25 protein-coding genes are annotated in these 26,269 nt (G+C 71.9%); 17 read left to right on the top strand and 8 right to left on the bottom strand.

Annotated features, from left to right (window positions below; genetic code table 11):
• Positions 1 to 19 precede the first annotated feature (19 nt).
• The 5 genes from ACF1CT_RS18635 (at position 20) to ACF1CT_RS18615 (ending at position 4,861) form a co-directional block, all read left to right on the top strand.
• Complete coding sequence (locus ACF1CT_RS18635; RefSeq protein WP_391784942.1) at positions 20 to 1,135, top strand: WxL protein peptidoglycan domain-containing protein; 1,116 nt, start codon at positions 20 to 22, stop codon at positions 1,133 to 1,135.
• Positions 1,136 to 1,684: 549 nt separating this feature from the next.
• Positions 1,685 to 2,947: a phosphatase PAP2 family protein gene (locus ACF1CT_RS18630; protein ID WP_391785008.1), complete on the top strand. Its 1,263-nt coding sequence runs from the start codon at positions 1,685 to 1,687 to the stop codon at positions 2,945 to 2,947.
• A 359-nt stretch (positions 2,948 to 3,306) separates the two neighbouring features.
• Positions 3,307 to 3,732, top strand: a complete 426-nt coding sequence (gene panD, locus ACF1CT_RS18625) for an aspartate 1-decarboxylase (protein ID WP_391784941.1) — start codon at positions 3,307 to 3,309, stop codon at positions 3,730 to 3,732.
• Positions 3,733 to 3,801: 69 nt separating this feature from the next.
• A complete protein-coding gene (locus ACF1CT_RS18620) occupies positions 3,802 to 4,131 on the top strand; it encodes a GNAT family N-acetyltransferase (RefSeq protein WP_391785007.1) in 330 nt (109 codons plus the stop codon).
• Between the two features lie 73 nt (positions 4,132 to 4,204).
• Complete coding sequence (locus ACF1CT_RS18615; RefSeq protein ID WP_391784940.1) at positions 4,205 to 4,861, top strand: arylsulfatase; 657 nt, start codon at positions 4,205 to 4,207, stop codon at positions 4,859 to 4,861.
• Between the two features lie 457 nt (positions 4,862 to 5,318).
• Here ACF1CT_RS18615 and ACF1CT_RS18610 read toward each other — a convergent pair whose 3' ends face one another.
• Positions 5,319 to 6,713, bottom strand: coding sequence for a helix-turn-helix domain-containing protein (locus tag ACF1CT_RS18610; RefSeq protein WP_391784939.1), 1,395 nt, complete (start codon positions 6,711 to 6,713; stop codon positions 5,319 to 5,321).
• A gap of 226 nt (positions 6,714 to 6,939) precedes the next feature.
• On the opposite strand from ACF1CT_RS18610, the gene ACF1CT_RS18605 reads away from it, so the two are divergent.
• Positions 6,940 to 8,367 (top strand): M64 family metallopeptidase, encoded by a 1,428-nt coding sequence (locus ACF1CT_RS18605; RefSeq protein WP_391784938.1) that lies wholly within the window; start codon positions 6,940 to 6,942, stop codon positions 8,365 to 8,367.
• Here ACF1CT_RS18605 and ACF1CT_RS18600 read toward each other — a convergent pair.
• The 3 genes from ACF1CT_RS18600 to gndA all read right to left on the bottom strand — a co-directional run bounded on the left by ACF1CT_RS18600 (position 8,357) and on the right by gndA (position 12,200).
• Positions 8,357 to 9,154: a family 1 encapsulin nanocompartment shell protein gene (locus tag ACF1CT_RS18600; RefSeq protein WP_391784937.1), complete on the bottom strand. Its 798-nt coding sequence runs from the start codon at positions 9,152 to 9,154 to the stop codon at positions 8,357 to 8,359. The genes ACF1CT_RS18605 and ACF1CT_RS18600 overlap by 11 nt on opposite strands.
• Entirely contained in the window at positions 9,154 to 10,227 is a 1,074-nt protein-coding gene (locus tag ACF1CT_RS18595) for a Dyp-type peroxidase (RefSeq protein WP_391784936.1), read from the bottom strand. Before ACF1CT_RS18595 ends, ACF1CT_RS18600 begins: the two co-directional genes overlap by 1 nt.
• 530 nt (positions 10,228 to 10,757) lie before the next feature.
• Positions 10,758 to 12,200: an NADP-dependent phosphogluconate dehydrogenase gene (gene gndA, locus ACF1CT_RS18590; RefSeq protein WP_391784935.1), complete on the bottom strand. Its 1,443-nt coding sequence runs from the start codon at positions 12,198 to 12,200 to the stop codon at positions 10,758 to 10,760.
• Positions 12,201 to 12,363: 163 nt separating this feature from the next.
• Here gndA and ACF1CT_RS18585 point away from each other — a divergent pair, with 163 nt between their 5' ends.
• The 3 genes from ACF1CT_RS18585 to ACF1CT_RS18575 all read left to right on the top strand — a co-directional run bounded on the left by ACF1CT_RS18585 (position 12,364) and on the right by ACF1CT_RS18575 (position 15,596).
• Positions 12,364 to 12,957 carry a TetR/AcrR family transcriptional regulator gene (locus tag ACF1CT_RS18585; RefSeq protein ID WP_391784934.1) on the top strand — a complete coding sequence of 198 codons (594 nt, stop codon included), beginning with the start codon at positions 12,364 to 12,366 and terminating at the stop codon, positions 12,955 to 12,957.
• Positions 12,950 to 13,831, top strand: coding sequence for an alpha/beta fold hydrolase (locus ACF1CT_RS18580; protein WP_391784933.1), 882 nt, complete (start codon positions 12,950 to 12,952; stop codon positions 13,829 to 13,831). Before ACF1CT_RS18585 ends, ACF1CT_RS18580 begins: the two co-directional genes overlap by 8 nt.
• Positions 13,832 to 14,063: 232 nt before the next feature.
• On the top strand, positions 14,064 to 15,596 hold the full coding sequence (locus ACF1CT_RS18575; protein ID WP_391784932.1) for a peptidoglycan DD-metalloendopeptidase family protein: 1,533 nt from the start codon (positions 14,064 to 14,066) through the stop codon (positions 15,594 to 15,596).
• Here ACF1CT_RS18575 and ACF1CT_RS18570 read toward each other — a convergent pair.
• The gene (locus tag ACF1CT_RS18570) at positions 15,566 to 16,606 is read right to left on the bottom strand and encodes a DMT family transporter (RefSeq protein ID WP_391784931.1); all 1,041 of its coding nucleotides are present in this window, start codon (positions 16,604 to 16,606) and stop codon (positions 15,566 to 15,568) included. The two genes, ACF1CT_RS18575 and ACF1CT_RS18570, sit on opposite strands and share 31 nt — an antisense overlap.
• Before the next feature lie 235 nt (positions 16,607 to 16,841).
• Between ACF1CT_RS18570 and ACF1CT_RS18565 the strand changes: the two genes are divergently transcribed.
• Entirely contained in the window at positions 16,842 to 17,522 is a 681-nt protein-coding gene (locus tag ACF1CT_RS18565; protein WP_391784930.1) for a (2Fe-2S)-binding protein, read from the top strand.
• 168 nt (positions 17,523 to 17,690) lie between these two features.
• Here ACF1CT_RS18565 and ACF1CT_RS18560 read toward each other — a convergent pair whose 3' ends face one another.
• A complete protein-coding gene (locus tag ACF1CT_RS18560; RefSeq protein ID WP_391784929.1) occupies positions 17,691 to 18,146 on the bottom strand; it encodes an ATP-binding protein in 456 nt (151 codons plus the stop codon).
• Positions 18,147 to 18,462: 316 nt separating this feature from the next.
• Here ACF1CT_RS18560 and ACF1CT_RS18555 point away from each other — a divergent pair, with 316 nt between their 5' ends.
• Both ACF1CT_RS18555 and ACF1CT_RS18550 read left to right on the top strand, forming a co-directional pair.
• Positions 18,463 to 19,947 carry an SDR family NAD(P)-dependent oxidoreductase gene (locus ACF1CT_RS18555; protein ID WP_391784928.1) on the top strand — a complete coding sequence of 495 codons (1,485 nt, stop codon included), beginning with the start codon at positions 18,463 to 18,465 and terminating at the stop codon, positions 19,945 to 19,947.
• 336 nt (positions 19,948 to 20,283) lie between these two features.
• The gene (locus ACF1CT_RS18550) at positions 20,284 to 20,460 is read left to right on the top strand and encodes a hypothetical protein (RefSeq protein WP_391784927.1); all 177 of its coding nucleotides are present in this window, start codon (positions 20,284 to 20,286) and stop codon (positions 20,458 to 20,460) included.
• A gap of 285 nt (positions 20,461 to 20,745) precedes the next feature.
• Here the strand turns inward: ACF1CT_RS18550 and ACF1CT_RS18545 are convergent, their stop codons facing one another.
• Together ACF1CT_RS18545 and ACF1CT_RS18540 are read right to left on the bottom strand one after the other, a co-directional pair.
• Positions 20,746 to 21,120, bottom strand: a complete 375-nt coding sequence (locus ACF1CT_RS18545; protein WP_391785006.1) for a fluoride efflux transporter FluC — start codon at positions 21,118 to 21,120, stop codon at positions 20,746 to 20,748.
• Between the two features lie 2 nt (positions 21,121 to 21,122).
• Entirely contained in the window at positions 21,123 to 21,590 is a 468-nt protein-coding gene (locus ACF1CT_RS18540) for a fluoride efflux transporter FluC (RefSeq protein ID WP_391784926.1), read from the bottom strand.
• A gap of 236 nt (positions 21,591 to 21,826) precedes the next feature.
• Between ACF1CT_RS18540 and ACF1CT_RS18535 the strand changes: the two genes are divergently transcribed.
• The 5 genes from ACF1CT_RS18535 to ureC all read left to right on the top strand — a co-directional run bounded on the left by ACF1CT_RS18535 (position 21,827) and on the right by ureC (position 26,268).
• Positions 21,827 to 22,789 (top strand): urea transporter, encoded by a 963-nt coding sequence (locus tag ACF1CT_RS18535; protein ID WP_391784925.1) that lies wholly within the window; start codon positions 21,827 to 21,829, stop codon positions 22,787 to 22,789.
• Positions 22,790 to 22,852: 63 nt separating this feature from the next.
• Positions 22,853 to 23,158, top strand: coding sequence for an urease subunit gamma (locus ACF1CT_RS18530; RefSeq protein WP_391784924.1), 306 nt, complete (start codon positions 22,853 to 22,855; stop codon positions 23,156 to 23,158).
• Positions 23,159 to 23,162: 4 nt separating this feature from the next.
• Positions 23,163 to 24,062, top strand: coding sequence for a cobalamin biosynthesis protein CbiX (locus ACF1CT_RS18525; RefSeq protein WP_391784923.1), 900 nt, complete (start codon positions 23,163 to 23,165; stop codon positions 24,060 to 24,062).
• Positions 24,059 to 24,544, top strand: coding sequence for an urease subunit beta (locus ACF1CT_RS18520; RefSeq protein WP_391784922.1), 486 nt, complete (start codon positions 24,059 to 24,061; stop codon positions 24,542 to 24,544). Before ACF1CT_RS18525 ends, ACF1CT_RS18520 begins: the two co-directional genes overlap by 4 nt.
• Positions 24,544 to 26,268 (top strand): urease subunit alpha, encoded by a 1,725-nt coding sequence (gene ureC, locus ACF1CT_RS18515; RefSeq protein ID WP_391784921.1) that lies wholly within the window; start codon positions 24,544 to 24,546, stop codon positions 26,266 to 26,268. The genes ACF1CT_RS18520 and ureC overlap by 1 nt, the downstream gene beginning before the upstream one ends.
• The last annotated feature ends 1 nt before the right edge of the window (position 26,269 follow it).

Genomic DNA, 26,269 nt, shown 5'->3' with positions numbered 1-26,269 from the left:
CCGTTCCGAGAGAGACCCCATGCACGCAGTGGCACCACCTCGCCGCACCACCGCCGTCCTCGTCCGCACCGCCGTCCTCGTCCGCACCGCCGTCCTCGTCCGCACCGCCGTCCTCGCCCTGTTCGCGGCCCTGACGGCCGCCCTCGCATCGGCCGGCCCCGCCCTGGCGGCCGACAACGGGGACGTCACCTGGACGGTACGGACGGCCGCGAACGACTACGGGGACGACCGGTCGAGCTTCAGCCACGGCGTCAACCCCGGTGGCCGGGTCGAGGACGCCATGGTCGTCGCCAACCACGGCACCACCCCGCTGCGCCTCGCCGTCTACGCCGCCGACGGCTACACGACCGAGAAGGGCCAACTCGACCTCCTCACCAAGGAGAAGAAGTCCCGCGCCATCGGTTCCTGGGTCCACGCCTCCCAGGAGAGCATCCGGATAGCCCCGGGCAAGAGCGCCGAGATCCCCTTCACCGTCGAGGTCCCGCGCGACGCGACCCCCGGCGACTACGTGGGCGGCATCCTGACGTCGCTCAAGCAGTCCGACGACGCCGAGGGGATCGCCGTCGACAGGCGCCTCGGCATCCGGATCAAGCTCCGCGTCAGCGGAGCCCTGCGGCCCGCCCTCGCCGTCGAGGACGTGCGGGTCGCCTACGACGGCACCGCCAACCCGTTCGCCCCCGGCGACGCCACGGTGACCTACAGCCTCCGCAACACCGGCAACGCGTTGCTCTCCGGCACCCAGAAGGTCACCCTCACCGGCCCGTTCGGGGCGCTGAGCACGGATGCGGGAACGATCCCCGCGCCACCGGAACTGCTGCCCGGAGAACGCTGGAGGGTCACGGTCCCCGTTCAGGGCGTCACTCCGGCCCTCCGGCTCTCCGCCGCCGTCACCGTCACCCCGCTCATCACCGACGCGGCAGGCTCCACGACCGCCCTCCCGCCCGTCCGGGCCACGGCCCACGGCTGGGCCGTTCCCTGGACCCTCCTCCTGCTCCTGGCCCTCGCCCTCGCCGCGGCCGCGTCGGCGTTCGTGCTCGTCCGGCGAGGCCGCGCCCGCCGTGCACGGCGTGAGGAGGAGCGGGTGCGCGAGGCAGTGGCCGAGGCCCTGCGGGACAGGGCCGACCAACAGCCCTGACAGGGCCGGCCGACAGCCCTGTTCGGGCCGACGGGTGGCCCTGGCCATGCCGGCCGACCGTTCTGCCCGGGGCGACCGGAAGCCCCGGCTGCGGGGTCCGCCGACCTCCGCCCGGCAAGAGGAAGCGGCAAGAGGGAACGGCCGGTTCGCCAGGAACCTCTGGTCGAAATGTCGCGATAAAAAGGAATTTGGCAGCCGCCGGGCCACGCGTGCGGTCCTCGATGTCCACCGGACGTCAGGGCGCGGGTGGCCCGTTTCGGCGCATCGGATCCCCGGCCGCAGGCCGATCGGCCGGCGCACCGCCCGTGACCAGCGAACCCACGCGCGGCGCTCCGTTAGCATGTTCGAACTCGTGACGGGCGCCCCACCGCCGGTCCTTCACCGGAAGATCATGCCATCCGGCACGAAGAGCTACCCATCCAACTGAAACCTAACAAATCGGCCAAGTAATTGATACCTAAAGTATCGCGGGTGTTTTCGCGAATAAATTGCAGAGCCGCGTTCGCCGCGTGGCGCAGACCGCGGGCTCTACTGTGGACCGCCGCGAGTCTGGTGACCCTCGCGTTCCTCGTCGCGCTGGAGATCGCCGCGCGTCACTACGGTCTGCCGGGTCCGATCTTCAACCAGGCGAAAGAGGTGGTGGTCGCCCCCAAATCAGGCTTTCTGCTGTACGCCAGCATGGCGCTGATGATGGTGGTGCTCACCTGGCGGCAACGGTTCATCGCGACCGGTGTCGCGATCGGAATCGATGTCGTCCTCGTGCTCGTGCGGTGGGTGGCGGACATCAAGGTGACCGAGGGGCATCCCTTCGGCAGCGGCGCGTTGTGGGTGATTCTGGGCTGTGCGGTCATCGCGGTCACGCGCCGCACGGGCCGGGAACGCGTACTCCTGCTGAAGGGAGTCGGGCTGGGGCTGCTGCTGGTGGCGGGCCGCAAGACGGGCGACACCTGGCTGCTCATCACGTCGAAGACCCGCCCGACGGTCCTCGACCAGTACGTGGCGACCGCCGATCACGCGCTGGGCAACCCGTCATGGCTGGTGGGCCGGATCGTGGAGGCCACCCGTCCGGTCGGCACCCATCTCCTCAGCTTCGTCTACGGCCAACTCGCGGTGGCCGCGGTCATCTTCGCGTTGTACCAACTGCGTCACGTGGCGACCGAGCGGCGTTTCCCGAGCCATCATCTGGTCCGCACCTTCCTGGTCATCGGCCTTCTCGGGCCGGGCATCTACATGATCTTTCCGGTGGTCGGACCCATCTTCGCCTACGGCGCCGACGGCACACACTGGGCGGTGGCCGACATATGGCCGGGCACGCCGCCACCGATGAACACCCCGCACCCGATGGTGTTCGACGAGATCACCCCACGCAACTGCATGCCCAGCCTTCATACGGCGTGGGCCACCGCGATCTTCATCCATTCCCGCAAGGGTCCACGACTCCTGCGCTTCGCAGGCACGTTCTGGCTGATCGCCACGCTCGGCGCGACGCTGGGATTCGGATACCACTACGGTGCGGACCTCGTCGCCGGCGTGGTGTTCACGCTCACGATCGAGGCGGCGCTGCGCTCGGTCGCACGTGGCTGGGACCGGTCGGGAATCCAACTGGTCGCCTACGGAGCGGCGGTCTTCGCCGTGCTCCTGATGTCGTACCGCTATCTGCCGGTGCACATGGCCACATATCCGTGGGTGTTCGGACCGCTGCTGATCCTCGCGATGGTCTCGGTGATCTACTGCTACGTACGGATCACCGGACGGTGGGAACCGCGGGAGGAGCCGAAACGACAGCCGGAACCGCAGCTCGAACCCGTGTGAGCCGGGTCGTGTCACCACGCGTGCGCGCTCCGCGTACGACTCGTGGGGCAGGCGATCTCGCGGTCGTCGCCCACGAGTCGGCCCGGAGCGACGCCCCGGCCCCTGCCGCGCGGGTGACCCTGCGCGGGCCGGCGCCCGGGACGATGAGGACGTCGCACTCGTGCTCTTCGCCCGGCGGCGGGCGGGCGAAGCCCTTTTGCGGTCGTCTGACGACTCGTCGGAAGATTTGACGAGTGATCAGCACAAGCTCCTGAAGCGACCTGGGGAACGCTGTCCGGGCAAGCGACTCGTTGTAGGGTGGGCAAACGCCCTTGACCTGCAAAAACGCAGGCAGGGAGCCTAAGACCGGGAGCACCGCGATGCTGCGTACCATGTTCAAGTCCAAGATTCATCGGGCCACCGTGACCCAGGCCGACCTGCACTATGTGGGTTCCGTCACCGTCGACGCCGAGCTGATGGAGGCCGCGGATCTGCTGCCCGGGGAGCTGGTGCACATCGTCGACATCGACAACGGGGCCCGACTGGAGACGTATGTCATCGAAGGCGAGCGAGGCTCCGGAGTCGTGGGTATCAACGGCGCCGCCGCCCATCTGGTCCACCCCGGTGATCTGGTCATCCTCATCAGCTATGCCCAGGTCGACGACGCCGAGGCCCGCTCGCTGACCCCGCGTGTCGTGCACGTCGACGCCTCGAACCGTATCGTCGGGCTCGGTGCCGACGCATCGGAGCCCGCGCCGGGCACCGCGACCGAGCGGAGTCCGCACGCGGTTCCCGCGGGGCACTGATCCGAGAACCGTCCCACCAAAGAGGGAGCAGCCGCCGTGGCGGAGCAGACCGGCCGGACCGGCATCGACATGCGCGACGACCGTGCGAACGGCGACCTGCGCGCGTACGAGGACGGCGAGACCGCCGGAACCGTCGCGTACTTCGTGATGGACGGTGAGCCCGCGGCGCTCGTCGCCGTGCACACCGTCGTCGAGCCGGACCACGAGGGCAGGGGCATCGCGGGTGCCCTCGTCCGGGAGTTCTACGCCATGGCGGACCGGGAAGGGGTTCCCGTCGTCCCGCTCTGCCCGTACGCCGCGGCATGGGCGCAGCGCCACCCCGACCTCGCTCCCGAGGCCCCGACGGAACTCGTGGAGCGGGCGAAGGCGCAGCTCGCGTCGCGCCCCGAGCCGCACTGACCGCGGCAGACGCCCCGCTGGGCCGCCCTCGCGCGGCGTCAGGCCGCAGGGGCGGCGAGATACGGTTCGGCCGATGACGCTCGCCCTGCTGCACACCTCCCCGGCCCACATCCCGGTCTTCGACGCCCTGCGCGACGCGGAACACCCCGGGCTCGGGCTGCGGCATCTGGTGCGTGAAGACCTGCTCGCCGGGGCCGTGGAATCCGGCCCCGAAGCGGTGTCGGCCGAGGTCGGGGCGGTGCTCGCCGACGCGGTGGCCGAAGGCGCGTCGGCCGTGCTCTGCACCTGCTCCACGATCGGCGGGGTCGCGGAGTCGGCCGCGGCGACGGTCGGCGTGCCCGGGCTGCGCGTCGACCGTCCGATGGCGGCAGCCGCGGTGGAACGGGGGCGCGTGGTGGTGCTCGCGGCGCTGGCCGGCACCCTGGCACCGACACTCGCGCTGCTCGCCGAGGAGGCGGAAAAGGCGGCGGATCGGCCCGCCGGGGTCCGGGCCGTGCTCGTCGACGGGGCCTGGGCGCGGTTTTGTGCCGGTGACCGCGACGGCTACCTGGACCTGGTCGCGGCGGCGGCCGACGCGGTGGAGGACGCCGACGTGATCGTTCTGGCCCAGGCGTCCATGGCGGAAGCGTGCCGGCGCACGGTGACCCGGGTTCCGCTGCTGTCCAGTCCCCGTTCGGGTCTCGCCGCCGCGGCCGCCGCGGCGAGGAGGGTGCCCCGGCCCGGGCCGTGACGAGGGCGCCGTGCCGCCCGTCGCCCCGGACAGACCATTCGGAACCCGGACGCATGGGCTCACCGGGCGCGGGCGGCCACTCCGCGCGACGGTGGAGACAGACCCACTCCTCGGCATTCGGAGATCCGCGATGACCAACCCGTACCCCGACCCGGTGCCACCGGCTCCCACTCCCGGGCCGATGCCCGAGCCGCCGCCGATGCCGCGGCCACCGGTTCCGCCGGGTCCCGTACCGCCGGGCCCGGCCCCGGACCCGGTTCCGCAGCCGCCTGCGCCGACCCCCGAGCCGGTGCCGGAACCGGAGCCGTCGCCCCAACCCCCGGGGTGACCGTTTCCGGACGCGCCGTGCGGAACGGGGCCCGGTGGAGGGCGCCCCGGGCCGTGCGGTGATGCCGGTGCGCGCACGGGCGGACCCTCGGCCGGGCCGGGACCGACGGCCCGCCACCGGGGGCGGGCCTCACGCTGTGGGGGGCCGCACGGGGGCCGGTCCCAGTGTGGTGCTGCCCGGGGACGCCCGGTGCCCGAGCCCGGTCCGGTAGGCGTCCATCGCGGCCTCGGTCCGGCCGAGCCGCCGCAACAGATCGCCCAGGAGCCGGCAGATGTCCGCCAGATCGCCCACGGCACCCGCGCGCTCCAGCAGGGCCAGAGCGCTGACGTAGTGCTCCTCTGCGGCTTCGAGGTCGCCGCGCTCCTCATGGATGAGGCCGAGCAGGCGGTGCGCGCCGCCGGCGTGGACCGCGCCCCGTTCCGGGTGGAGCTCTCCCAGCAGGCGGTGCAGCAGCTCCTGGGCCCGGCCTGCCCGGCCCCGGCGCCTCAGCACGTCGGCAAGCTCCACCTCGACCTGGGCGGTGTACAGGGCGGCCCGTTTCGACGCCAGCATGTCGCGGGCCGCCCGCAGTTCGGCCTCGGCGCCCGGCAGGTCGCCGTCCTGCGCGCGGACGTAGCCGCGCATCCAGTGGCAGTGTGCCAGCTCGGTACGGATCTGGAGCTGCTGATAGATCTCGGCTGCCCTGGCCAGGGACGCGTCCGCCTCCGCCGTGCGGCCCGCGGCGATCAACGTGCGGGCCACGCTGCGGTGAAGACCGGCGACCAGCTCCGGATCGGACACCTGCGGTGCGAGCGCCAGCGCGAGTTCACCGGCCTGGGCGGCGCGTGCGTGGGCCCCCATGTCCATGTACGGGGCGATCGAGGCCGTGTAGAGCAGCAGGAGCGCGCCCGGGTCGTGCAGACCGGAGGCGTTGAGCTCGTCGATGGCGCTCTCCAGCAGATAGCAGGCATAGCGCAGTTCGCCCGCCAGGAGGTGCGCGACCGCGCGGCCCCGGACGGCCGGTGCGCGCCGGGGGAGCGGTGCGTCGGCGAGCGCCTTCTCCGCGGCCTCGAAGTGGTCGCGGGCCGCGGGCAGATCACCCGTCTCCAGCGCGCACTGGCCGAGTCCGAGAAGGGCCGTGGCCCGCTCGTCGTCGAGGCCGTGCAGGGCGGCCTCGCTGAGCAGTTCGCCGTACGAGACCGCGGCGTCCTCGGCGCCGCCGGTCGCCAGCGTCCGCTGGGCCTCGACGAGCCTCATCCGGAGTTCGGTGGCGAGACGTGCGGGACGGCCCGTCGCCAGTTCGTCGTACGTCACACCGAGCCGGTCCGCCAGGTGGCGCAGGGCCGTCTCCGACGGCCGGACCCGGCCCGCCTCCAGGGTGGAGACATAGGCGGGGGTGTAGGCGGGTTCGGCGAGCTGGCGTTGCGTCAGGCCACGTTCTGAACGCAGGCGTTGTACGCGCCGTCCGATCGCCGCGGGGGTGCCGTCCGGTCCCGGACCGGAGTCCGCCGCGGTGCCCCGCCCCGGTGTGCTTCTTCTGTCCATCCTGCCGACCCCTCGTCGTGCCCGCTCTCGAAATGCGGCCCATGCATCGTAATTGCCCGGATACGCTCTTCGGCCACTCGTCTTCCGGGGCTTGTCGGGGAGCTCGCCGCCTCCTAGGTTAAGCGTCGCATTAAGGAGAGTTGACGCGCGAGTTGTGCACCGGTCGCCTTCCCGGGAGCGGCCGGCGGTGCCCCGGAACAACCACCAGGACCCGAAGGAGCTGTCCATGCGCATACGCCTGCGTCCACGCCGAACGGCCGGAGCACTCGGGGGACTTGTACTGGCCGCCGCGCTGTCGGCCACCGCCCCCGTCCCCGCGTCGGCCGTGCCCGCGAACGCCGACGGCGCGAGGCGGGTCGTGGCCGAGTACTTCCCCGATCCCGGCGGTCCGGGCCGGACCACCGAGGTCCCGGTGGCCTCCTCGCACGGTCGTGCCGGTGTCGCGGCCCCGCGGGATGCCGCCGAGGCGGCCGTCGACGGCACGGTGGGCGAACACGCCGTGACCGGACCCACCGACGACCGTCTGGACGTCGTGATCATCGGCGACGGCTACACGGCGGACCAGCAGGACGACTTCCACGCGGACGCCGCCGCCAAGTGGGCCGACATCACCGCTCTGGAGCCCTACCGGAGCTACCAGGGGCTGTTCAACGTCCGGACCGTCGACGCGGTCTCCCGCGAGTCGGGCATCAGCGGCGACCCGGGAGCGGACACGGTCAAGGACACCGCCCTCGGCAGTTACTTCTGGTGCGAGGACACCGAGCGGCTGATCTGTGCCGACATCGACAAGGTGGCCGCCTACGCCGCCAAGGCCCCGGCTGCCGACCTCGTGGTCGTCGTCGCCAACTCCACCAAGTACGGCGGCGCGGGCTACTCCGGTCTCCGGGCCGAGGGATATCCCTTCAACGGTGTCTCCACGCTCTCCTCCGGCCACCCCTCGTCCGGGCTGATCGCCGCCCACGAGATCGGGCACTCCGTCGGCCTGCTCGACGACGAGTACACCTACGACTCCTACGGCACCTGGACCGGGGGCGAGCCCGGGGGCATCAACTCCACCACCCACACGGCCGCCCGGCTCGCCGAGAAGCGGGCCAAGTGGTACCGCTGGCTCGGGCGGGGCGACCCCGCCGGCGGCACGGTCGGCACGTACGAGGGCAGCGCCTACCACCCGTCGGGCCTCTTCCGTCCGACCGCCTCGTCGATCATGCGCGAACTGAGCAACACCGCGTTCAACCTGCCCGGACGCGAGGCGATGATCGCCGGGTTCTACCGTGCGGGCAACGCGCTGAGCAGCACCCTCGGCACCGACACCGCCGTCGGTCCCGGCCGGCGCATCACGGTGACCCTCGCCGGTCTCGGGGCCGGGCGCGCCGGTCCGGACGCACATCGGCCCGGCAGACCGGGCGCCGGGCTCGCCCGGACGGATCTGCGCTGGTACGTGGACGGCGTCGAGAGGGCCTTCGCCCGGGGCCGCACCGCCGTCACCCCGGCGGCGCTCGGAGTCCGTGCGGACGGTCGCGCCCACGAGGTGACCGCCAGGGCCGTGGACCGTACCGACGCCATCCGGGACCCCGCGGTCCGGGCGCTGGCCACCGAGTCCCTGACATGGAGCGTCCGGGCGGCCGGGCACCCGGAGCGGCCGGTCAGGCGATGATCGGGACCGCGGCCTCCGGCGTCAGCATCCGGAACGCGAAGGACTGCTGGAAGTAGAGCCGGATCCCGGTCGCGTCGTGGTCCTGATAGCCGATCGACAGGTCCTGGCCGAGGCTCAGTTCGAAGTCGCCGCCCCGCGTGGACAGCAGCACACCGCCCTTCACGGCGGGCGCCCACAGGATCCGGTCGTCGAGCAGCCGGGCCAGGTGGGTGGCGACCGGGTACCCGTGGTCGGAGGTCTCGGTCGCCTCGGTGAAGGCGTCGGCACCGAGCAGCAGCCGGTACGGTCCGTCGACTCCGGCCAGCCGCAACTGGGTCAGCGCCTGGCTGACGGTGGCCGGATAGTCGCGGGCGTCGGCCGGCAGCGCCAGCGGGGTGTGCGAGGAGCCGTCCCGAAGCCCGGTCACGCCCGCCGACGCGTACCCGTCGATGATCGTCATGTCCTCGGCGAACGCACAGGTGCGGGCCGCGTCCTTGACGGGCTGCCAGTCGCTGTCGTCGGAACCGCGTTCCACGTCGTCCACGGCCGCCCGGGTCACCGTGAACGGCACCCGCCACTCGATGACGGGCACCGAGCTGCGGGCCCGGGCGATCACGTCCGGCGTCGGCGGGTCGATGTCGTGCAGATGGCCGTCCCCGACGGCCGCCAGTTCCGGACCGGCCGGCCCGGTGACGTCGACGACGCGGCGGCCCGCCACGTGACGGCTGAAGGTGCGCCGGGCCTCCTCCTCGATCTGGTCCCAGGCGGCTTCCGTGACGGGGGCGAGTTCGCGGTGGAGGTTGTTCATCACGTGGCGCTTTCTTGCAGGCTGCCGATGCGCAGCGAGCCGTCGTCCGGCCGGTCCGGAGCCGCGGCCCGCGCGAGGGCCGGCACGGGCGCCGGCTCGGACGGGGCCTCGGCCGCGGTCACGGCGGGCGACGGCGGCGGGGCGTCGAGGAAGTCGGCGCCTGGGGCGTAGAACAGCGTGCCGGTGACCGCCGTCGAGAAGTCGAGGATGCGGTCGTGCGTGCCCGGCGGATCGCCGAGGAACATGTTGCGGAGCATCCGCTCGGTCACGTCCGGGTCGGCGGCGTAGCCGATGAAGTAGGTGCCGAACTCGCCCTGCCCGAAGCTGCCGAACGGCATGTTGGCGCGGAGGATCTCGCGTGAGGTTCCGTCGGGCTCCGTGATCGTGTTGAGGGCGACGTGCGAATCGGCGGCCTTGACGTCGTCGGGGAACTCGATGTCGGTGGACTTCGTCCGGCCGATGACGCGTTCCTGCTCCTCGGTGCTCAGGTCGTTCCAGGCCGCGAGGTCGTGCACGTACTTCTGCACGATCACGTAGCTGCCACCGGCGAAACCGGGGTCCTCGTCGCCGACCAGGGCCGCCGCCAGCGCGTCCGCCCCCAGCGGGTTCTCGGTGCCGTCGACGAAGCCGAGCAGGTCCCGGTGGTCGAGGTAGCGGAAGCCCTGAGTCTCGTCGATCACCGTCACCGCCGGACCGAGCCGGTCGAGCAGCTGGGCGGCCCATTCGTAGCACACGTCCATGCGCTCGGCCCGGATGTGGAACAGCAGGTCGCCGGGGGTGGCGGGGGCATGGTGCCGGGGACCGCGCAGCTCCGGGAACGGGTGGAGCCCGGCGGGCCGCGGACCGGCGAACAGCCGGTCCCAGGCGTCGGAACCGAAGCCGACCACCGCGGCCAGTTCCGAACCGGGAAACCGGAACGCGAGGGAGCGGGCGATCGCCGGAAGATCCGGCAGCACCGCGTGCACGGTCCTCTCGCCCCCGGGCTCGACCGCGGCGACCAGGATGAGGGCGGCGCTGGTCAACGGGGTGACGACGGGCTGGGCCGCGGCCGGATCCGGTGGAACGTCGGGCATACGAAGGCTCCAGGGTCATTGGCGTCGGCGTCGCCCGGGGCGTCTGCCGGACACCGCGGGGCGGTGACGGCGGTCCGGCCGCGGCGGCCTTCGCGACCGTCGGTCCGAGACGCGCCGGAAGGCGGGCTCGCTGCTACTTACGCATACGGAGGGCGCCGCCGCACCCGGAGGCGTCCGGAGGGGTGACCGCCGCCGGAGGACCGGGTGACGCGGAGCCGGACGGATCGGGGGCGGACGGATCGCAGGCGCGGACTCAGGCGCATCCGGTCCGGGACGGGGCTCGGGCCGGGGACAGGACTTCGGTGGGGGACAGGACTTCGGTCGGGGACGGGTGCTCGGCCCAGCCGTCCCCGTGATCGGCGCGGGGACACGTCCGCACGTCCGCACGTCCATATGTCAGCACGTCCACGACGTCCGCACCGGGTCCGGCGGGCCCGCGGCCGGGCCGGCCAGGTGCGGGACGGCTTCGGACCGGGCTCCGCGGCGACCGCCGTCGTTCGCGTCCTCGGCCGGACACCGCGGGCGGGCGATCAGCCCGTCTCGACCTCGGACCGGTCCCCGCCCCAGAGCGTGTGGAAGGAGCCCGCGCGGTCGGTGCGCCGGTAGGTGTGCGCGCCGAAGAAGTCCCGCTGCCCCTGGGTGAGCGCCGCGGGCAGCCGGTCCGCGCGCAGCCCGTCGTAGTACGACAGAGCGGCCGCGAATCCGGGCGTCGGCACCCCCTGCCGCGCCGCCTCGGCGACGACCGCGCGCCAGTCGTCCTGCGCCGCGCCGATCTCCTCGGCGAACCGTTCGTCGGACAGCAGACTCAGCAACCCCGGCCGACTGTCGTACGCCTCCCGGATCCGGTCCAGGAAAGCGGCCCGGATGATGCATCCGGCCCGCCAGATCGCCGCCACCGCGCCGAGATCGATGTCCCAGTCGTATGCCTCGCTGCCCGCCCTGATCTGGTGGAACCCCTGCGTGTACGAGACGATCTTGGACGCGTACAGGGCCTGCTCCACCCGGTCGGCGAAGGCGGCGGCGTCCGCCTCGTCCAGCGCCCGGGCCGACGGTCCCGCCAGGTCCCTCGCCGCCTCGCGCAGATCCGCGTGACCCGACAGCGACCGGGCGAACACGGCCTCCGCGATACCGGAGACGGGAACTCCGAGGTCGAGCGCGGTCTGCACCGTCCAGCGGCCGGTCCCCTTCTGCTCGGCCCGGTCCTCCACGATGTCGACGAACGGTTCTCCGGTGGCCGCGTCGGTGTGGGCGAGGACCTCCGCCGTGATCTCGATCAGATAGGAGTCGAGGCGGCCGGTGTTCCAGCGGCGGAAGGTCTCGGCGATCCGCGCGGGGGAGTAGCCCGCCACCCTGCGCAGCAGGTCGTACGCCTCCGCGATCAGCTGCATGTCGGCGTACTCGATGCCGTTGTGGACCATTTTCACGAAGTGCCCGGCGCCGTCGGGACCGATGTGGGTGGTGCACGGGGTGCCGTCCTTCGCCCGGGCGGCGATCCGTTCCAGCATCGGCCCGAGCGAGGCGTACGACCGGGACGAGCCGCCGGGCATGATGCTCGGCCCGTTCAGCGCGCCCTCCTCTCCGCCGGAGATGCCGACCCCCACGAAGTGGATGCCACGCCCGCGCAGGTCCTTCTCCCGGCGTCGGGTGTCCTCGAAGTGCGCATTCCCGCCGTCGATGATGAGGTCGCCCTCCTCCAGGAGCGGGGCGAACTCCTGGATCACGGCATCCGTGGGATCGCCCGCCTTCACCATGACCACCAGCCGGCGAGGCCGTTCCAGTGCCGCGACGAACTCCTGCGGCGTCCGCGCGGCCACGAACGAACCCTCGTGGCCGAACTCCTCGACCAGGGCATCCGTCTTCGAGGCCGTCCGGTTGTGCACGGCGACCTCGAAGCCGTTGCGGGCGAAGTTGCGTGCGAGGTTGCGGCCCATGACCGCGAGTCCCGTGACGCCGATCTGTGCGGTGCCGCTCATCCGTGTGCCTGCAATCTGTGTCGGAGGCCGGGTTCCTCAGTATGGGCACGGCGTGGGGTGCGGGCCGTTCGGCATGGGCCGTCCGGGGCGTTCTTAGGTATATTAGGCAGGTGCCTAGGGCCTCTAGGCATCGATATCGCTTGTGGTTCCGGTGGGGTGGGGAATGGTTCGCGCGGGCCTGACGACCGAACGTGTGGTGGAGGCGGCGGCCGATCTCGCGGATTCCGTCGGCTTCGACAAGGTCACGATCTCCGCGCTGGCACGCGGCTTCGGGGTCAAGGACGCCAGCCTGTATTCCCATGTGAGGAATCTGCACGACCTGCGGACCCGGGTCGCCCTGCTGGCCGCGGGGGAGTTCATCGACCGCATCAACGCCGCGGTCGTGGGCCGGGCGGGCAAGGACGCCCTGATGGCGTTCGCCGACGCCTACCGCTCCTTCGCGCTGGAATGCCCCGGCCGCTACGAGGCGACGCAGATGCGGGTCGATCCCGCCTTCGCCGCCCGGACCTCCGCGTACCGGAGAACCATCGAGACCATCGGCGCGATGCTGCGCGCCTACGGACTTGCCGAGCCCGACCTCACGGACGTGGTACGGCTGCTGCGCAGCACCCTCCACGGCTACTGCGCCCTGGAGGCGAACGGTGGCTTCGGCGCGCCCCGCGACGTGCGGACGTCGTGGGAACGCGCCGTCGGGGCCCTGCACTTCCTGCTGGAGCACTGGCCGTCCGCCATGAAAGAGGGGGAGCACGATGACTGACCGAGGGAAGCCCGAGCACGACGGGCCCGACCGCACGGGCCTGCTGCGGGTGCCGGGGGCGACGCTGTACTACGAGGTGCGGGGCGAGGGACCGCTCCTGTTGATGATGCCCGGCGGCAGCGCCGACGCGGGGATCCACGACCGGCTGGCGGCCCGTCTTGCCGACCGGTGGACGGTTGCCGCGTTCGACCCGCGCGGATACTCGCGCAGTGTCCTGGACGACGGCCCCGCCGAGCAGCGGGTCGAGGTGCAGAGCGAGGACGCCCACCGGCTCATCGAACTGCTGGCGCCGGACGGGAGGCCCGCCGACGTCTTCGGCACCAGTTCGAGTGCCGTCGTGGCCCTGGACCTGCTCGCCCGTCACCCGGACCGGCTGAACCGGGTGATCGCGCACGAGCCGCCGGTCGTGGAGCTCCTGCCCGACCCGGAGGTGGGACGCACGCTCTTCGCCTCCGTACGCGCGTCCTTCCGCGAGAACGGGGCGGAGGCGGCGCTCGCCACGATGGCCCAGGGGCTCGTGGGTTCGCCGACGGAGGGGTCCGGCGGGGGCGGGCGCGAGCGGACCGCGGTGATCCCCACTCCCCGGGAGATCGAGACCTTCGGGCGGATGCGCGCCAACATGCCGGTGTTCCTGGAACACGTCCTGTGCTCCTTCAGCGGCTACGTCCCGGACCTGGAGGCCCTCGGGCGGAACGCGAAGAAGCTGACCGTCGCGGTGGGGCGGGAGCAGCGCGGCCTGCTGACGGCGATTCCGGGCGTCCGGCTGGCGGAACGGACCGGCAGCGGGCTTGTGGAGTTCCCGGGCGGTCACATCGGCTCGGTCGAGGAGCCCGACGCGTTCGCCGACCGGCTGCGGGAGGTTCTGCTCGACTGAACCGGGCGGGCGGCCGCCTCTGACCCGGTGGGTCCTGCGGGGGCGGCCGTTCCGGCGGCCCGTCGATCCCTCCCCGGTCCGAGCACGCCACCGGCGGCGAACCGTGGACTGTGCCGCGGCGCCACGGCGGGGAACCGGGGGCGGACCGACGGGGAGCTCTTGTCATCTTGCTTTGTCTGCCCATAAGTTGGGCGCTTGCGACGTGTCCAACCGCAAGTGGGGGAGCCACAACATGGCCGCAACCGGACGGCACCGCAGATACCAGCCAAGTCGGCTGAACCGTGTCTCGCTCACGGTCACCGCCGGTGGTGCCGGACTCGCGCTCCCGCTCATCACGGCGGCCTCGGCGGGCGCCGCGTCGGCGGACGTCTGGGAGAAGGTCGCGGCCTGCGAGTCCACCGGCAACTGGCACATCAACAACGGCAACGGCTACTTCGGCGGCCTTCAGTTCTCCCGGTCGACCTGGGCGGCGTACGGCGGCACGGTCTACGCCCCGCGTGCCGACCTGGCCACCAGGGGCGAGCAGATCGCCGTCGCCGAGAAGGTACTCGCAGGACAGGGGCCCGGCGCCTGGCCGCGCTGCTCCGGCCGGGCCGGGCTGACCACCGGCGGGGCAGCTTCCGGGATCGCACCGCAGTCGGAGCACAGCGGCCGCGCACAGACGTCCGGGAAGCCGACGTCCGAGAAGCAGTCCTCCGGGAAGCAGTCCTCCGGGAAGCAGACGTCCGGGAAGACCTCCGAGAGGTCGGCTCCCGGGAAGCGGCCGTCCGCCCAGGAGACACACGGCACGCGGTCGTCCGGCGGAACCGCGGCGGGCAAGGCCCCGACGAAGCGGACCTCCGCGCCCGCCACGCCCACCACCGTGCCCGGCACGCACGAGTCGTACACCGTGGCCCGCGGTGACTCGCTGTCCGCGATCGCCGAGAGCGAGCGCCTTTCGGGTGGCTGGCAACATCTCTACGCGGCGAACCGCGAAGTCGTGGGAACCGACCCGGATCTCATCTTTCCCGGACAGCGGCTGAGCCTCGATACGGGCAGAACACCGGGACCGGGATCCGAAGCGGGCCGGGCCGCGACGGCGAAACCGCAGACGAAACCGCAGACGAAACCGAAGGCGAAGCCGCAGCCCCCGCGGGCCGAACCAGGCAAGGGGCAGACCGGGCAGCAGGGACGAACGGTCCCGCCGCAGCAGCAGGTCGCCGAGGAGCGGCACGAGGCGGCGAAGCCCCGGCAACAGGCCCTCAAGTCCCCGGAACGGGCCGCCACATCACAGGGATCGTCCGCGCAGCCGAAGCCGAAGCCGAAGCCGAAGCCGCAGCCGAAGAAGACCGAGGCGCAGCACCCCTCGCGCGCACAGCAGCGGCCGGGTCTCGTCGCGCCCGTCGCCGCGGGCATCGGAACCCCGTACCACCGGGCCGGTTCCTGGGCCAGCGGCTATCACACCGGAGTCGACTTCCCCGTTCCGACCGGCACGTCGGTGAAGGCGATCGCCTCCGGCACCGTTGTCTCGGCGGGCTGGGCGGGGGCGTACGGGTACCAGGTCGTCATCCGGCACGGCGACGGCAAGTACAGCCAGTACGCGCATCTGTCCGCGCTCCACGTGCGCGAGGGCAGGCACGTCTCGGCGGGGCAGCGGATCGCCCGCTCGGGCTCCACGGGGAACGTGACCGGTCCGCACCTGCACTTCGAGATCCGCACCGGCCCCGGCTACGGTTCGGACGTCGACCCGCTGGCCTACCTCAGGGCGGGCGGCGTCAGGGTCTGAACCGCCGCCGGGGGCCCGGATCCGTCGGCCCCGGCCAGTGTGTCGCCGAGGTGTGCGGGGCCGGCGTGTGCCGGGCGCCCGCCGTCCGCGACATCGCCCGCCCCCGCGTTCGCGTACGCCGGGTCCGGCGCCTTCGCGGTGGTGCACGGTCGCCCGTCGTCCGCGGGACGCCGGGCGCCCTGTTCCGCGCCAAGCCGTTCCGTCGTGAGCAGGACCAGCCCCCCGGCGGCGGCCACACCGCAGACCAGGGCGAGCACGGTTCCCGAGGCGCCGTACCGGAACCGTTCGTCGAACATCGTGATGCCGACAGCCGCGGCCATCACCGGATTCGCCACGGTCACCGTCGCCAGCGGCGCGGTCAGCCCGGCACCCCGGTACGCGGCCTGGGACAGCAGCAAGCCGGCGGCGGCGAAGACCGCGATCGCCGGAAGCGACAGCACACCGGCCGTCGGCGTGCCCGAACCCCATTGCATGGCCACCGTCTTCGTGAACACCGACGCCATGCCGAAGGCGACGCCCGCCGCCCCGGCCAGGATCACACTGCGTACGACGGAGCGGCGCGCACCCCTGGAGATCAGGAGGAGCGCACCGAGCACCCCGAGCGTCACACCGGCGAGCCTCAACTGCTCCCGGTCGTCCAGCGCGTGCGGTCCTGAGCCGCCGGTGAGGGCGAGCAGGCCCGCCAGGCCGACGGAGGCCATGACCGCTCCGCGCCAGGCGGCGGCCCCCGGCCGACGCCCCACGAACATCGCCGCCATCGGCAGCACGAAGACGATGGTCAGCGCGCCGAGCGGCTGGACGAGACTGAGCGGACCGTACGCCAGTGCCGCGACATGGAGCACCGCGCCCGTTCCGTTCAGCGTCACCGCCGCCCACCAGACACGGTCGCGGACGAGGGCGAGCACGCGACCGTCACCGGCCGTGGCCACGTGCTCCTGGACGATCGCCCCGGCCGCGTAGGCGACCGCCGAGACCAACGAGAGGAGCACGGACAGCGCGAGGGAACTCATGTACCCCACGATGTCTCCTCACGGCCGTCGCGTCGTCGTCCTTGAGTCGGCGATCTTCCGTACTGCCGGGGTAGTACGGGGGTGGCCCCCCGGGGCCTTCGTCCGGTCGTGCTCCTCCTTCAGGACGACCCGCGACGCACGGGGCCGAAGGGGTTACGGTGAACCCCGGGCACGGCGACCGGCGACCGTGGCGGGGCGACCGGCGACCGTGGGTGAGGCGGAGGGAATCGGAACGATGGACGAGTCCGCGACGGTTGCGCCGGGCGGTTTCTTCGCGCTGCGCACCACCGCCCCGCCCGAGGGCGCGCACCGCCCGCTGGCTCGGCTGTACGCGGGGGACACGGCACCGCTCACGGCCCGGATCGACGCGGTCGCCGCCCGGCATCGCACGCACGAGCGCAGAGTCGCCGCCTCCATCGCGCAGTTGGGACTCGCCGCCCGGCTCTGGTCGATCGCACTCGGTCCGGCGGTACTGACCGGGCGCGTCCCCGACCTCCGGCCCGGCGCCGTGCACTGGGACCCGCGGCTCTCCACCCCCGACGACCTGTGGCTCGACACCACCGACACCTTGCCCGCCACCGCCGACCGGATCCGCGACATCGTCCAGTACGGCCACCTGGTGCCGCTGGCCGAGGCGGTCCACCGGGACGGACCGCTGGCGGACCGGCTGATGTGGGGCAACGCGGGGTCCGCGCTGGCGGGCGCCCTGAGCCAGCTGGTCGACTGGTCCCGCACCCACCGCCGCCCCGACGCGGCGGCCCGGGCCCGGGCGCTGACCGCGGAACTCTTCGACCACCCCGACCTGCGGGACACCGGCGCCCCGCACGACACCGCGTTCCGCCGCCGTAGCTGCTGCCTCTACTACCGCTGTCCCGCCGGAGGGCTGTGCGGCGACTGCGTCTTCGCGCGTTCCTGAGGCGCGGTCGGCGACCAGGACGAGGGCGGGCACGAGGCGGTGGACGCCCCCGGACGGAACACCCGCCGCGTCCGGCGGGCACGACGGACCGGGGAACGGGCCCGCCCTCGCGCCGGTGTGCCCGGCCGCCCGGTCGTGGGGCGGGCGGCGTCCCGCCCGCCCCGGAGCTCAGCCGCTCAGCTCGAACTCGGCCCGGATGCGTTTGCCCACCGGCACCCGCTCGGCGGTCAGCCGGTCGCAGAGCGCCACGACGATCTCCATCCCGTGGCCGCCCGGCCGGGCCGGGTCGGGCGAGCAGAACAACGGAAGCGCGGTGCTGCTGTCGTACACCGTGACGCTGACGCGTTCCGCGGTGCCCTCCAGCTCCAGCAGATACGGGCCCTGGCTGTAGCGGTCCGCGTTGGTGACCAGCTCGCTCACGGCAAGCATCAGGTCGCCGCGGGTGCGCTCACCGAACACCGCGAGCCACTCCGCGGCGAGCCGCACCAGGAAACGGTCGGCCAGCGCACGGGCGCTGGCGATGCAGCCGGGCTCTCCGTCGAAGACCTCGGCGCTGTGCAGCACCTCCGTGTGCCGGTCCAGACGGGGACGGTCGGCCGGTCGCGAGGTGACCCGTTCGTTCATGTGCTCCAGCCAGGTCGACAGGGGTGTCGGGAGAAAGCTTCCGGACGTTCGCATACCCGCGACGCACGGTCCCACTCCGGGAAGGACCGAGTGGATCCGGGCCGTGGCCGGGCCCCTTCGGGACGCCCGCGACGGGCCCGGCCGTCGGCTCCGTCCGCGCGGCCTGCGGCGAGTCCGTGCGCCCGGCGTCACGCGAACGGAGCAGCCCCCGGTGCATGGCAGACTTGACCGGGGCGTTCTGCCCGGCAGCAGGCACGGCGGTCTTCGCCACGAGCCACGAGTGACAGCACGAGCGACGAGTGACAGAGGAATGGCAGTGACGGTGACACAGGACGGTCCGGAGCTCGCTCCCGGCACCGAGGAGTTCGGCCCCGGCATCGACCCGGAGCGGCTGGCCGTCTGTCTGAGCGTGCTGGACGAGCTCGACACCATCGAGGTCGACCACCCCGACGCCATCGCCGTGCGCCGCGCCACGGCCGGGATCTACCGGACGGTGAAGCAGCGTCGCCGCCAGGAACGCCGCGCCGCCAAGACCGCCCACGACAAGGCGGTCACCGAGGCCACCGCGACCGGCTCGGCCGACCGGATCGACGACGAGACCAATGGTGTCCTGCCGTCCTCCTCCGCCACGGCCGAGATCGCGGGCGTGCTCCGACGCCCCCGGTCCTGCTACATCTGCAAGACCCGGTACGTCGAGGTCGACGCGTTCTACCACCAGCTCTGCCAGTCCTGTGCCGCGGAGAACCGGGCACGCCGCGACGCGCGCACCGATCTCACCGGGCGGCGGGCGCTGCTCACCGGCGGCCGCGCGAAGATCGGCATGTACATCGCGCTGCGGCTGCTGCGGGACGGCGCGCACACCACCATCACCACGCGTTTCCCCAACGACGCGATCCGCCGCTTCAAGGCGATGCCGGACAGCGACGAGTGGATCCACCGGCTGAAGATCGTCGGCATAGATCTGCGTGATCCCGGCCAGGTCGTCGCCCTCGCCGACTCCGTCGCCGCCGGGGGCCCGCTGGACATCCTGATCAACAACGCCGCTCAGACCGTGCGCCGTTCCGCCAACGCGTACAGCGAGCTGGTCCAGGCCGAGTCCGCTCCGCTCCCGGCGGGCGAGTTGCCCTCCGCCGAGGTCATCGGCACCTTCGGAAGCGGCTCCGTCGACCGCGTGGCGGCGCTGCCCGCCGCCCGCAAGGACGGCCTCACCGCGCAGGACGTCACCGAACTCGCCCTGGTGACCGGGTCCGCCTCGCTGGAGCGGATCGCCGCCGGCCGGGCGATCGACGCGGGGGGCCTGGTGCCCGATCTGCACGACACCAACAGCTGGATCCAGACGGTCGACGAGGTCGGTCCGATCGAGTTGCTGGAAGTCCAGCTCTGCAACTCCACCGCCCCGTTCATTCTCATCAGCAGGCTCCGCCCGGCCATGGCGGCCACCGCGGCCGGGCGTGCCTACGTGGTCAACGTCTCCGCCATGGAGGGCGTCTTCGGCCGCGGCTACAAGGGGGCGGGACACCCGCACACCAACATGGCCAAGGCCGCGCTGAACATGCTCACCCGCACCAGCGCCCAGGAGATGTTCCAGAAGGACGGCATCCTGATGACGGCCGTCGACACCGGATGGATCACCGACGAGCGCCCGCACCCCGACAAGATCCGCCTCGCCGAGGAGGGCTTCCACGCCCCGCTCGACCTGATCGACGGCGCCGCCCGCGTCTATGACCCGATCGTGCGCGGCGAAGCGGGCGAGGACCTGTACGGCTGCTTCCTCAAGGACTACGCCCCCGGCAACTGGTGAGGACGGGGCGCCGCGGGCCGTCGGCGCCGAGGACCCGGCCGGGACAGCGCTCCTGGCCGGGTCTTTTTGTGATCGGTGGCTGAAAGTGACCCATAGCACACGTTCCATCGAGCGGGAACGTGCTCATGTGGTTACTCTGATGCGAACGGACGCCATCGGGGAGTCCACAAACCTTCCCCGACCGTCCTGGGACGGGCTCGTCAACCGGGCCGCCGTCCCACCCCCCATCCGGCGCCACCGCGACCGAACCGTTTCCTTTCCCTGCCCCTCACGGGTGGCCGACTCCCGGTACGAGGCCGACGGCGCCCCGGGCCACGCGACACGAAGGAGTGCGCGGTGACGACACCAGAACTGACGAAGCACGAGAAGCGACCCGCCGAACAGTACGGCGAACGGTCCCGACGACCCGAGAAGCTCCGGAACATCGAGGTCTGGGCCAGGTCCGCACCCATCAGGCTGGCCGGCTACGAGGACGACCTCGCCGAGCCGCACATCCTGCCGGGCATCGACTGACCGCATCGCACCGGCGTTCCGGGTCCATCTCCTGACGGGGTGGGCCCGGAACGCCGTGTCCGGGCGTGTCCGCGCGCCGGGCACGGCGATCCGGGTGCGCGTCCGGGGCGCGGGCGTGCTCAGAGCCTGTCGGGCGGCCACCGGCCGGGCGGCCACGTCCTGGCACGCACGCTTCCGGCGTTGCCGAGTTGACCGAGCAGCTCCGCCACCGGGCCCTCCCGGCGCCCCGGAACCGCACGCACCATGCCCCGTCCGCTTTCCGGTCGAAGGCCACCCGACAGGCTCTCAGAAGGCGGCCCGTGCCACCGCGGCCCCGGCGAACGACAGGCCGACTCCCGCGCCGACACTGAGCGTCAGATAGCCGGCGGCGAGTCCCAGCCGGCGGGCGGAACCGAAGGTCATCAGTTCGTACGAGAACGTCGACCAGGTCGACAGGGCGCCGCAGAAGCCCGTGGCGAGCAGCAGGTGGAGACGGGGACCGAGATCCCCGTCGGTCACGGCCTCGGAGACGAAGCCCAGGATGAGTGCCGCACCCGTGTTCGCGGCGAAGGTGCCCCAGGGGAAGGCGGCGTGGAGGCGGAACTTGGCGTCCACCCCGAGCAGATAGCGCAACGGCGCGCCGACCAGTCCGCCGGCGAGCACCAGGAGCCAGTCCGCCAGCATCACGCGACCTCCCGGATCACGCGACCACGCCCGAACACGGCATGCGCGAGGAACGCGCCCGCTGTCACCGCGGCCAACGCCGCCGCCACGGTCAGCAGCAGGCAGCCGACGGCATAGCCCGGCCGGTCGTGCTCGAACAGCTCGCGCACGTTGTTCGTGTAGTGCGAGAACGAGGTGAACCCGCCCAGCAGACCGGTGCCCAGAAGCGGGCTGATCAGCCGCGGCGCATCGGAGAAATATTGCTTCAGGGCGACCATCAGGACGCCCATGAGGAAGCAGCCCACCACGTTGACCAGCAGGATCGTCCACGGGAACGCCGCCGGGCCGTGCGGCCAGAGCACCTCTGCGCCGCGGCGGGCACAGGCCCCTGCCGCACCGCCGACCGCGACGGCCGCCACGACGGAGAACTGGACTCCGGGGTGGTGATCGGGGTGGCTGAAGTGGTGCAACCGCAACTTCGGGAACATCCGGCGACGGTAATGAGCGCGCGCATGCACGGTGCGCACAGCGCGCCGGACGGGCCCCAACAGGACTCCAATGGGGCAGCGGAGGGCCTCCCAGCAGGAAAAGACGCACACCACGTGTGTGGATGACGGTAACGATTTGCGGAGGCCGCCCCTGTCGCCCGCCAGGGCGTCAGTGACTCCCCGGTTGTCCGCAGTGCGCGCGGGGGCGACCGTCCTCACTACCGTTGGAGACCGTTGTGCCCGTCGCGGAACCGGACGTCATCCGCAGGCTGGAGAGCCGCCGGCCGATCGGCTATCTGCTGGCCTCCGTGCGCGGCGTCGGACAGGTGGACCTCCAGCCCGGAATCTGGACGGGGGCGCTCATCCTCGCCGGGCTCTGGGCGGCGGGCTGGCAGATCGGACTGTTCGCCAGCCTCGGCACGCTGATCTCCACCGCGACCGCCTGCGTGCTCGGCGCCGACCGCCGTGGCATCGCCCTCGGACTCCAGGGCTACAGCGGCTGCCTCACCGGTATCGCCCTGGTCACCTCGCTCGGACACCACCCCGCCACCTATGTACTCACCGTCATCGGCGCGATCATGTGCACCCTGCTCACGGCCACCCTGACGACGCTGCTCAAGCCCTACGGGCTGACCGCGCTCACCGCGCCGTTCTGCCTGGTCTCCGGCGTCATGGTGCTGGGCGCGCCGTCCTTCGCGCGGATCTGGCACGGCGCGCCGCGGGCCGTCGCCAGTACCACCAGCGGCGACACCGGCATGTCCTGGAACGACCTGTGGCACGCCTTCTTCAGCAACGTGTCGCAGATCTTCCTGGTCGGCGACTGGTACGTCGGGCTCATCATGCTCGTCGGTCTGGCGTGCTCCGGCTGGCGCGTCGTGTTCTTCGCGGCGGGCGGCAGCGCCATGGGCATCCTCGCGGCCTGGGCGCTCGGCGCCCCCACGGCGCTGATCGCCGAGGGCATCTACGGGTACAACGCCGTCCTGGTCGGTATCGCCGTGGGCGCGGTCTTCCTCGGCCCCACCGTCTGGAACGGGGCCTACGCCCTGTTCGGCGCCGCTGCCAGCACCGGTCTGACGGCTTCGCTGACCTCGTTCTTCAAACCGTTCGGCGGCCACACCTTCACCTGGCCGTTCATCCTCACGACCTGGGCACTCATGGCAGCCGTCCCGCTGCTGCCGAGGTTCCGCCCGAGCGACTGACCCACCCGCGCGTTCCCCTCCTTTCCGCCTCCTTCCCCGCACCTTCCGATGAAGGGACCGACGATGAACCTCGCACCTCGCGAGATCGACAAACTGCTCGTGTACGTGGTGGCCGACCTGGCCCGCAAGCGTCAGGGCCGCGGCCTCAAACTCAACTACAGCGAGTCCGTGGCACTGATCACCGAGGCGATCCTGGAAGCGGCCCGGGACGGCAGGAGCGTCGCCGACTGCATGGAACTCGGCCGTCATGTCGTCGGTGAGGACGACACCATGCCCGGCGTCCGGGAGATGCTCGGGCTGCTCCAGGTCGAGGCGTCCTTCATGGACGGCACCAAGCTGGTGTCCTGCCACGACCCCATCGGCGGCTGAACCCGTGTCCGACGCATCCCGGGTGATCGCGGTGTGCGGCCACGAGGCCGCGAACGGCGCCGCGCTGCGCGGCGCGGTCGCCCCGGCGGTGACCGTGGTGACCCGCGGCCGCGAGCTCTACCGCCGCGTCGTCGCGGCACGGCGCGCGGGCGAGCGCTGCTGTGTGGTCCCGATGACGCTGGGCCGTGAACCGGGACTCGTCGCGGATGCCGCCCGCACCCTGCGCGCACTGCCCGCAGCCGAACGCGCCGGGACCCTGCTCGCCGAACCCTTCGGCACCCCGCAGCATCTGATCGCCTGGCTGCGGGCCGCCGCAGTCCGGGTCCCCGCCACCGCCGCACTGCTCGTCACGGCCCCCTCGGGCGACCCGTTCGAGGACGCCGAGCTGTACCGGGTGGCGAGCCTGGTACGCCGGTACGGCAGCCATCCGGTGGTCGAGGTCGCCTTCGGCCGCGGAGACCCGGATCCGGTCGAGGGGGTGCGGCGCTGCCGGTTGCTCGGTGCCTCCCACGTGGTGCTGCTTCCCGCGGCGTTCGCCCTGCCGGACCTGCCCGGCGTCCCGGACGCGGGCGTCGAGTGCGCCGGTCCGCCGGTATCGCCCGCCGCGCTGGCCCGGATCCTCGCCGAGCGCGTGGCGGACGCCGAACGGCGGTGGGCCGAGCACGGCGACGACGGCATCGACTCCGGCCTGTCCGCCGCCGACGACCACGGCCACGCCCACTCCCACGCGGTCGGTGAGGGCCACTCCCACGCGCACCCGCCGGGCGCGGGGCATACCCACTCCCACCCCCGTCCGCAGGGCGACGGGCACGACCACGACCACGGCCGCGGTCACGGACATCCGCACGCGCACCATCACCCGCATGCCCGCGGTGCGGGCCGAGTCACCAGGAGCAATTCATGACGTTCCGTCAGAAATACCTCTACGGCAAGGACCCTGTCGAGATCAACGCCGGTCGCCGCACGGTCGGGCTCACCGTCACCAACACCGGCGACCGGGCGGTCCAGATCGGTTCGCATTACCACTTCTTCGAGGTCAACTCGGCGCTGTCGTTCGACCGCCAGCAGACGCTCGGCATGCACCTCAACATTCCCGCCGGCACCTCCGTACGCATCGAACCCGGGGGTTCGCGCGAGGTGGAGCTGTGCACGTACGCCGGCACGGGGCGTCTCGTCGGCTTCAGCGGACTGCTCAACGGCAGTCTCGCCTCCCACCCGGCGAAGGTCGAGGCCGTGCGCAAGGCGATCGAGCAGGGTTTCGAGGGGGCCGACGCGTACGCCCCGGGCCGCAAGAAGTCCAGGAAGTCCAAGAACACCGACGCGGCCTCGGCCGGGGCCGCCGGCGAACCGAAGAAGTCCAAGGTGAAGAAGAAGGGGTCGCGCTGATGCCCATCCTGCCGCGCAAGCAGTACACCGACATGTTCGGTCCGACGGTCGGCGACCGCTTCCACCTCGGCGACACCAACCTCGTCGTCGAGGTCGAGAAGGACTTCAGCGAGGGCCAGTACGGGGACGAGGTCCTCTACGGAGGCGGGAAGACGATGCGGGACGGCATGGCCTCCGACCCGCAGGCCACCAGTTGCCAGGGCGCACTGGACACCGTCATCACCAACGTCGTGGTCATCGACCCGATCGCCGGCATCGTCAAGTGCGACATCGGCATCAAGGACGGGTTCATCGCGGGCATCGGCAAGTCCGGCAACCCGCAGACCCAGAACAACGTCGACCCGGATCTGGTCATCGGGCCCGGCACCGAGGCCATCGCCGGTGAGCACCTCATCGCCACCGCGGGCGCCATCGACAGCCACGTCCACCTGATCGCGCCGCAACAGGCCGAGCAGGCACTGACCAACGGCATCACCACCCTCATCGGCGGCGGCACCGGCCCGTCCGACGGCACCAACGGCACCACCTGCACGCCGGGCCCGTACAACATCGCCCGGTTCCTCCAGGCGGCCGAGACCTTCCCGGTCAACCTCGGCATCATGGGCAAGGGCAACGGCAGCCTGCCGGAGGCCCTGGACGAACAGGTCGTGGCGGGAGCCTGCGCACTCAAGGTCCACGAGGACTGGGGTGCCACCCCCGCCGTGATCGACAACGCGCTCAAGGTGGCGGACCGTCACGACATCCAGGTCGCCATCCACACCGACACCTTGAACGAGAGCGGATTCTTCGAGGACACCCGGTCCGCCATCGACGGCCGCACCATCCACACCTTCCACAGCGAGGGCGCGGGCGGCGGCCACGCCCCGGACATCCTGCGGGTCACCGGCGAGCCCAACGTGCTCCCGTCCTCCACCAACCCGACGCTGCCGTACACCAAGAACTCGGTCGACGAACTGCTCGACATGGTCATGGTCTGCCATCACCTCAGCCACGACATCCCCGAGGACGTCTCCTTCGCCGACAGCCGGGTCCGCGCCGAGACCATCGCCGCCGAGACGGTCCTCCACGACCTCGGCGTGATCAGCATGTTCTCCTCCGATTCCCAGGCCATGGGCCGGGTCGGGGAGTCCGTCACCCGGTGCTTCCAGACCGCCCACCACTGCAAGGACAAACTGGGCGTCATGGAGGGCGACAGCGCCCGCAACGACAACCAGCGAGTGCTGCGCTACCTGGCGAAGGTCACCATCAACCCCGCCATCGCCACCGGCATCTCCGACCACATCGGCTCGATCGAGAAGGGCAAACTCGCCGACATCGTGCTCTGGCCGATCCACTCCTTCGCGGCCAAGCCGAAGATGGTGATCAAGGGGGGCATCATCTCCTGGGCGCAGATGGGCGACCCCAACGCCTCACTCCCCACCCCGCAGCCGGTGATCTACCGCCCGATGTTCGGGCAGTACGGCAAGGCGATCCAGGCCACCCACGCCACCTTCATGTCCCAGGCGGGCATCGCCGCCGGAGTACCGGCCGAACTCGGTCTGGAACGCATGGTCCTGCCCGTCAGCCGAACCAGGACGATCGGCAAGCACAACATGATCCGCAACAACGCGCTGCCGAAGGTCGAGGTCGACCCGGAGACGTTCAAGGTCACCCTCGACGGCAAGGTCGCCACCATCGACCCGGCCGAGGAACTTCCCCTCAACCACCTGTACTTCCTGGTCTAGC

It is taken from the genome of Streptomyces sp. NPDC014734, assembly GCF_043083325.1.
In the GTDB taxonomy this organism is placed as follows: domain Bacteria; phylum Actinomycetota; class Actinomycetes; order Streptomycetales; family Streptomycetaceae; genus Streptomyces.
This window is presented reverse-complemented; position numbering and strand designations above follow the sequence as displayed.

Bases quoted from the DNA above. Each gene is read 5' to 3' on its own strand.
- ACF1CT_RS18635 (WP_391784942.1), top strand. From the start codon at position 20: ATGCACGCAGTGGCACCACCTCGCCGCACCACCGCCGTCCTCGTCCGC.
- panD (WP_391784941.1), top strand. From the start codon at position 3,307: ATGCTGCGTACCATGTTCAAGTCCAAGATTCATCGGGCCACCGTGACC.
- ACF1CT_RS18620 (WP_391785007.1), top strand. From the start codon at position 3,802: ATGCGCGACGACCGTGCGAACGGCGACCTGCGCGCGTACGAGGACGGC.
- ACF1CT_RS18615 (WP_391784940.1), top strand. From the start codon at position 4,205: ATGACGCTCGCCCTGCTGCACACCTCCCCGGCCCACATCCCGGTCTTC.
- ACF1CT_RS18610 (WP_391784939.1), bottom strand. From the start codon at position 6,713: ATGGACAGAAGAAGCACACCGGGGCGGGGCACCGCGGCGGACTCCGGT.
- ACF1CT_RS18605 (WP_391784938.1), top strand. From the start codon at position 6,940: ATGCGCATACGCCTGCGTCCACGCCGAACGGCCGGAGCACTCGGGGGA.
- ACF1CT_RS18600 (WP_391784937.1), bottom strand. From the start codon at position 9,154: ATGAACAACCTCCACCGCGAACTCGCCCCCGTCACGGAAGCCGCCTGG.
- ACF1CT_RS18595 (WP_391784936.1), bottom strand. From the start codon at position 10,227: ATGCCCGACGTTCCACCGGATCCGGCCGCGGCCCAGCCCGTCGTCACC.
- gndA (WP_391784935.1), bottom strand. From the start codon at position 12,200: ATGAGCGGCACCGCACAGATCGGCGTCACGGGACTCGCGGTCATGGGC.
- ACF1CT_RS18585 (WP_391784934.1), top strand. From the start codon at position 12,364: ATGGTTCGCGCGGGCCTGACGACCGAACGTGTGGTGGAGGCGGCGGCC.
- ACF1CT_RS18580 (WP_391784933.1), top strand. From the start codon at position 12,950: ATGACTGACCGAGGGAAGCCCGAGCACGACGGGCCCGACCGCACGGGC.
- ACF1CT_RS18575 (WP_391784932.1), top strand. From the start codon at position 14,064: ATGGCCGCAACCGGACGGCACCGCAGATACCAGCCAAGTCGGCTGAAC.
- ACF1CT_RS18570 (WP_391784931.1), bottom strand. From the start codon at position 16,606: ATGAGTTCCCTCGCGCTGTCCGTGCTCCTCTCGTTGGTCTCGGCGGTC.
- ACF1CT_RS18565 (WP_391784930.1), top strand. From the start codon at position 16,842: ATGGACGAGTCCGCGACGGTTGCGCCGGGCGGTTTCTTCGCGCTGCGC.
- ACF1CT_RS18560 (WP_391784929.1), bottom strand. From the start codon at position 18,146: ATGAACGAACGGGTCACCTCGCGACCGGCCGACCGTCCCCGTCTGGAC.
- ACF1CT_RS18540 (WP_391784926.1), bottom strand. From the start codon at position 21,590: ATGTTCCCGAAGTTGCGGTTGCACCACTTCAGCCACCCCGATCACCAC.
- ACF1CT_RS18530 (WP_391784924.1), top strand. From the start codon at position 22,853: ATGAACCTCGCACCTCGCGAGATCGACAAACTGCTCGTGTACGTGGTG.
- ACF1CT_RS18520 (WP_391784922.1), top strand. From the start codon at position 24,059: ATGACGTTCCGTCAGAAATACCTCTACGGCAAGGACCCTGTCGAGATC.
- ureC (WP_391784921.1), top strand. From the start codon at position 24,544: ATGCCCATCCTGCCGCGCAAGCAGTACACCGACATGTTCGGTCCGACG.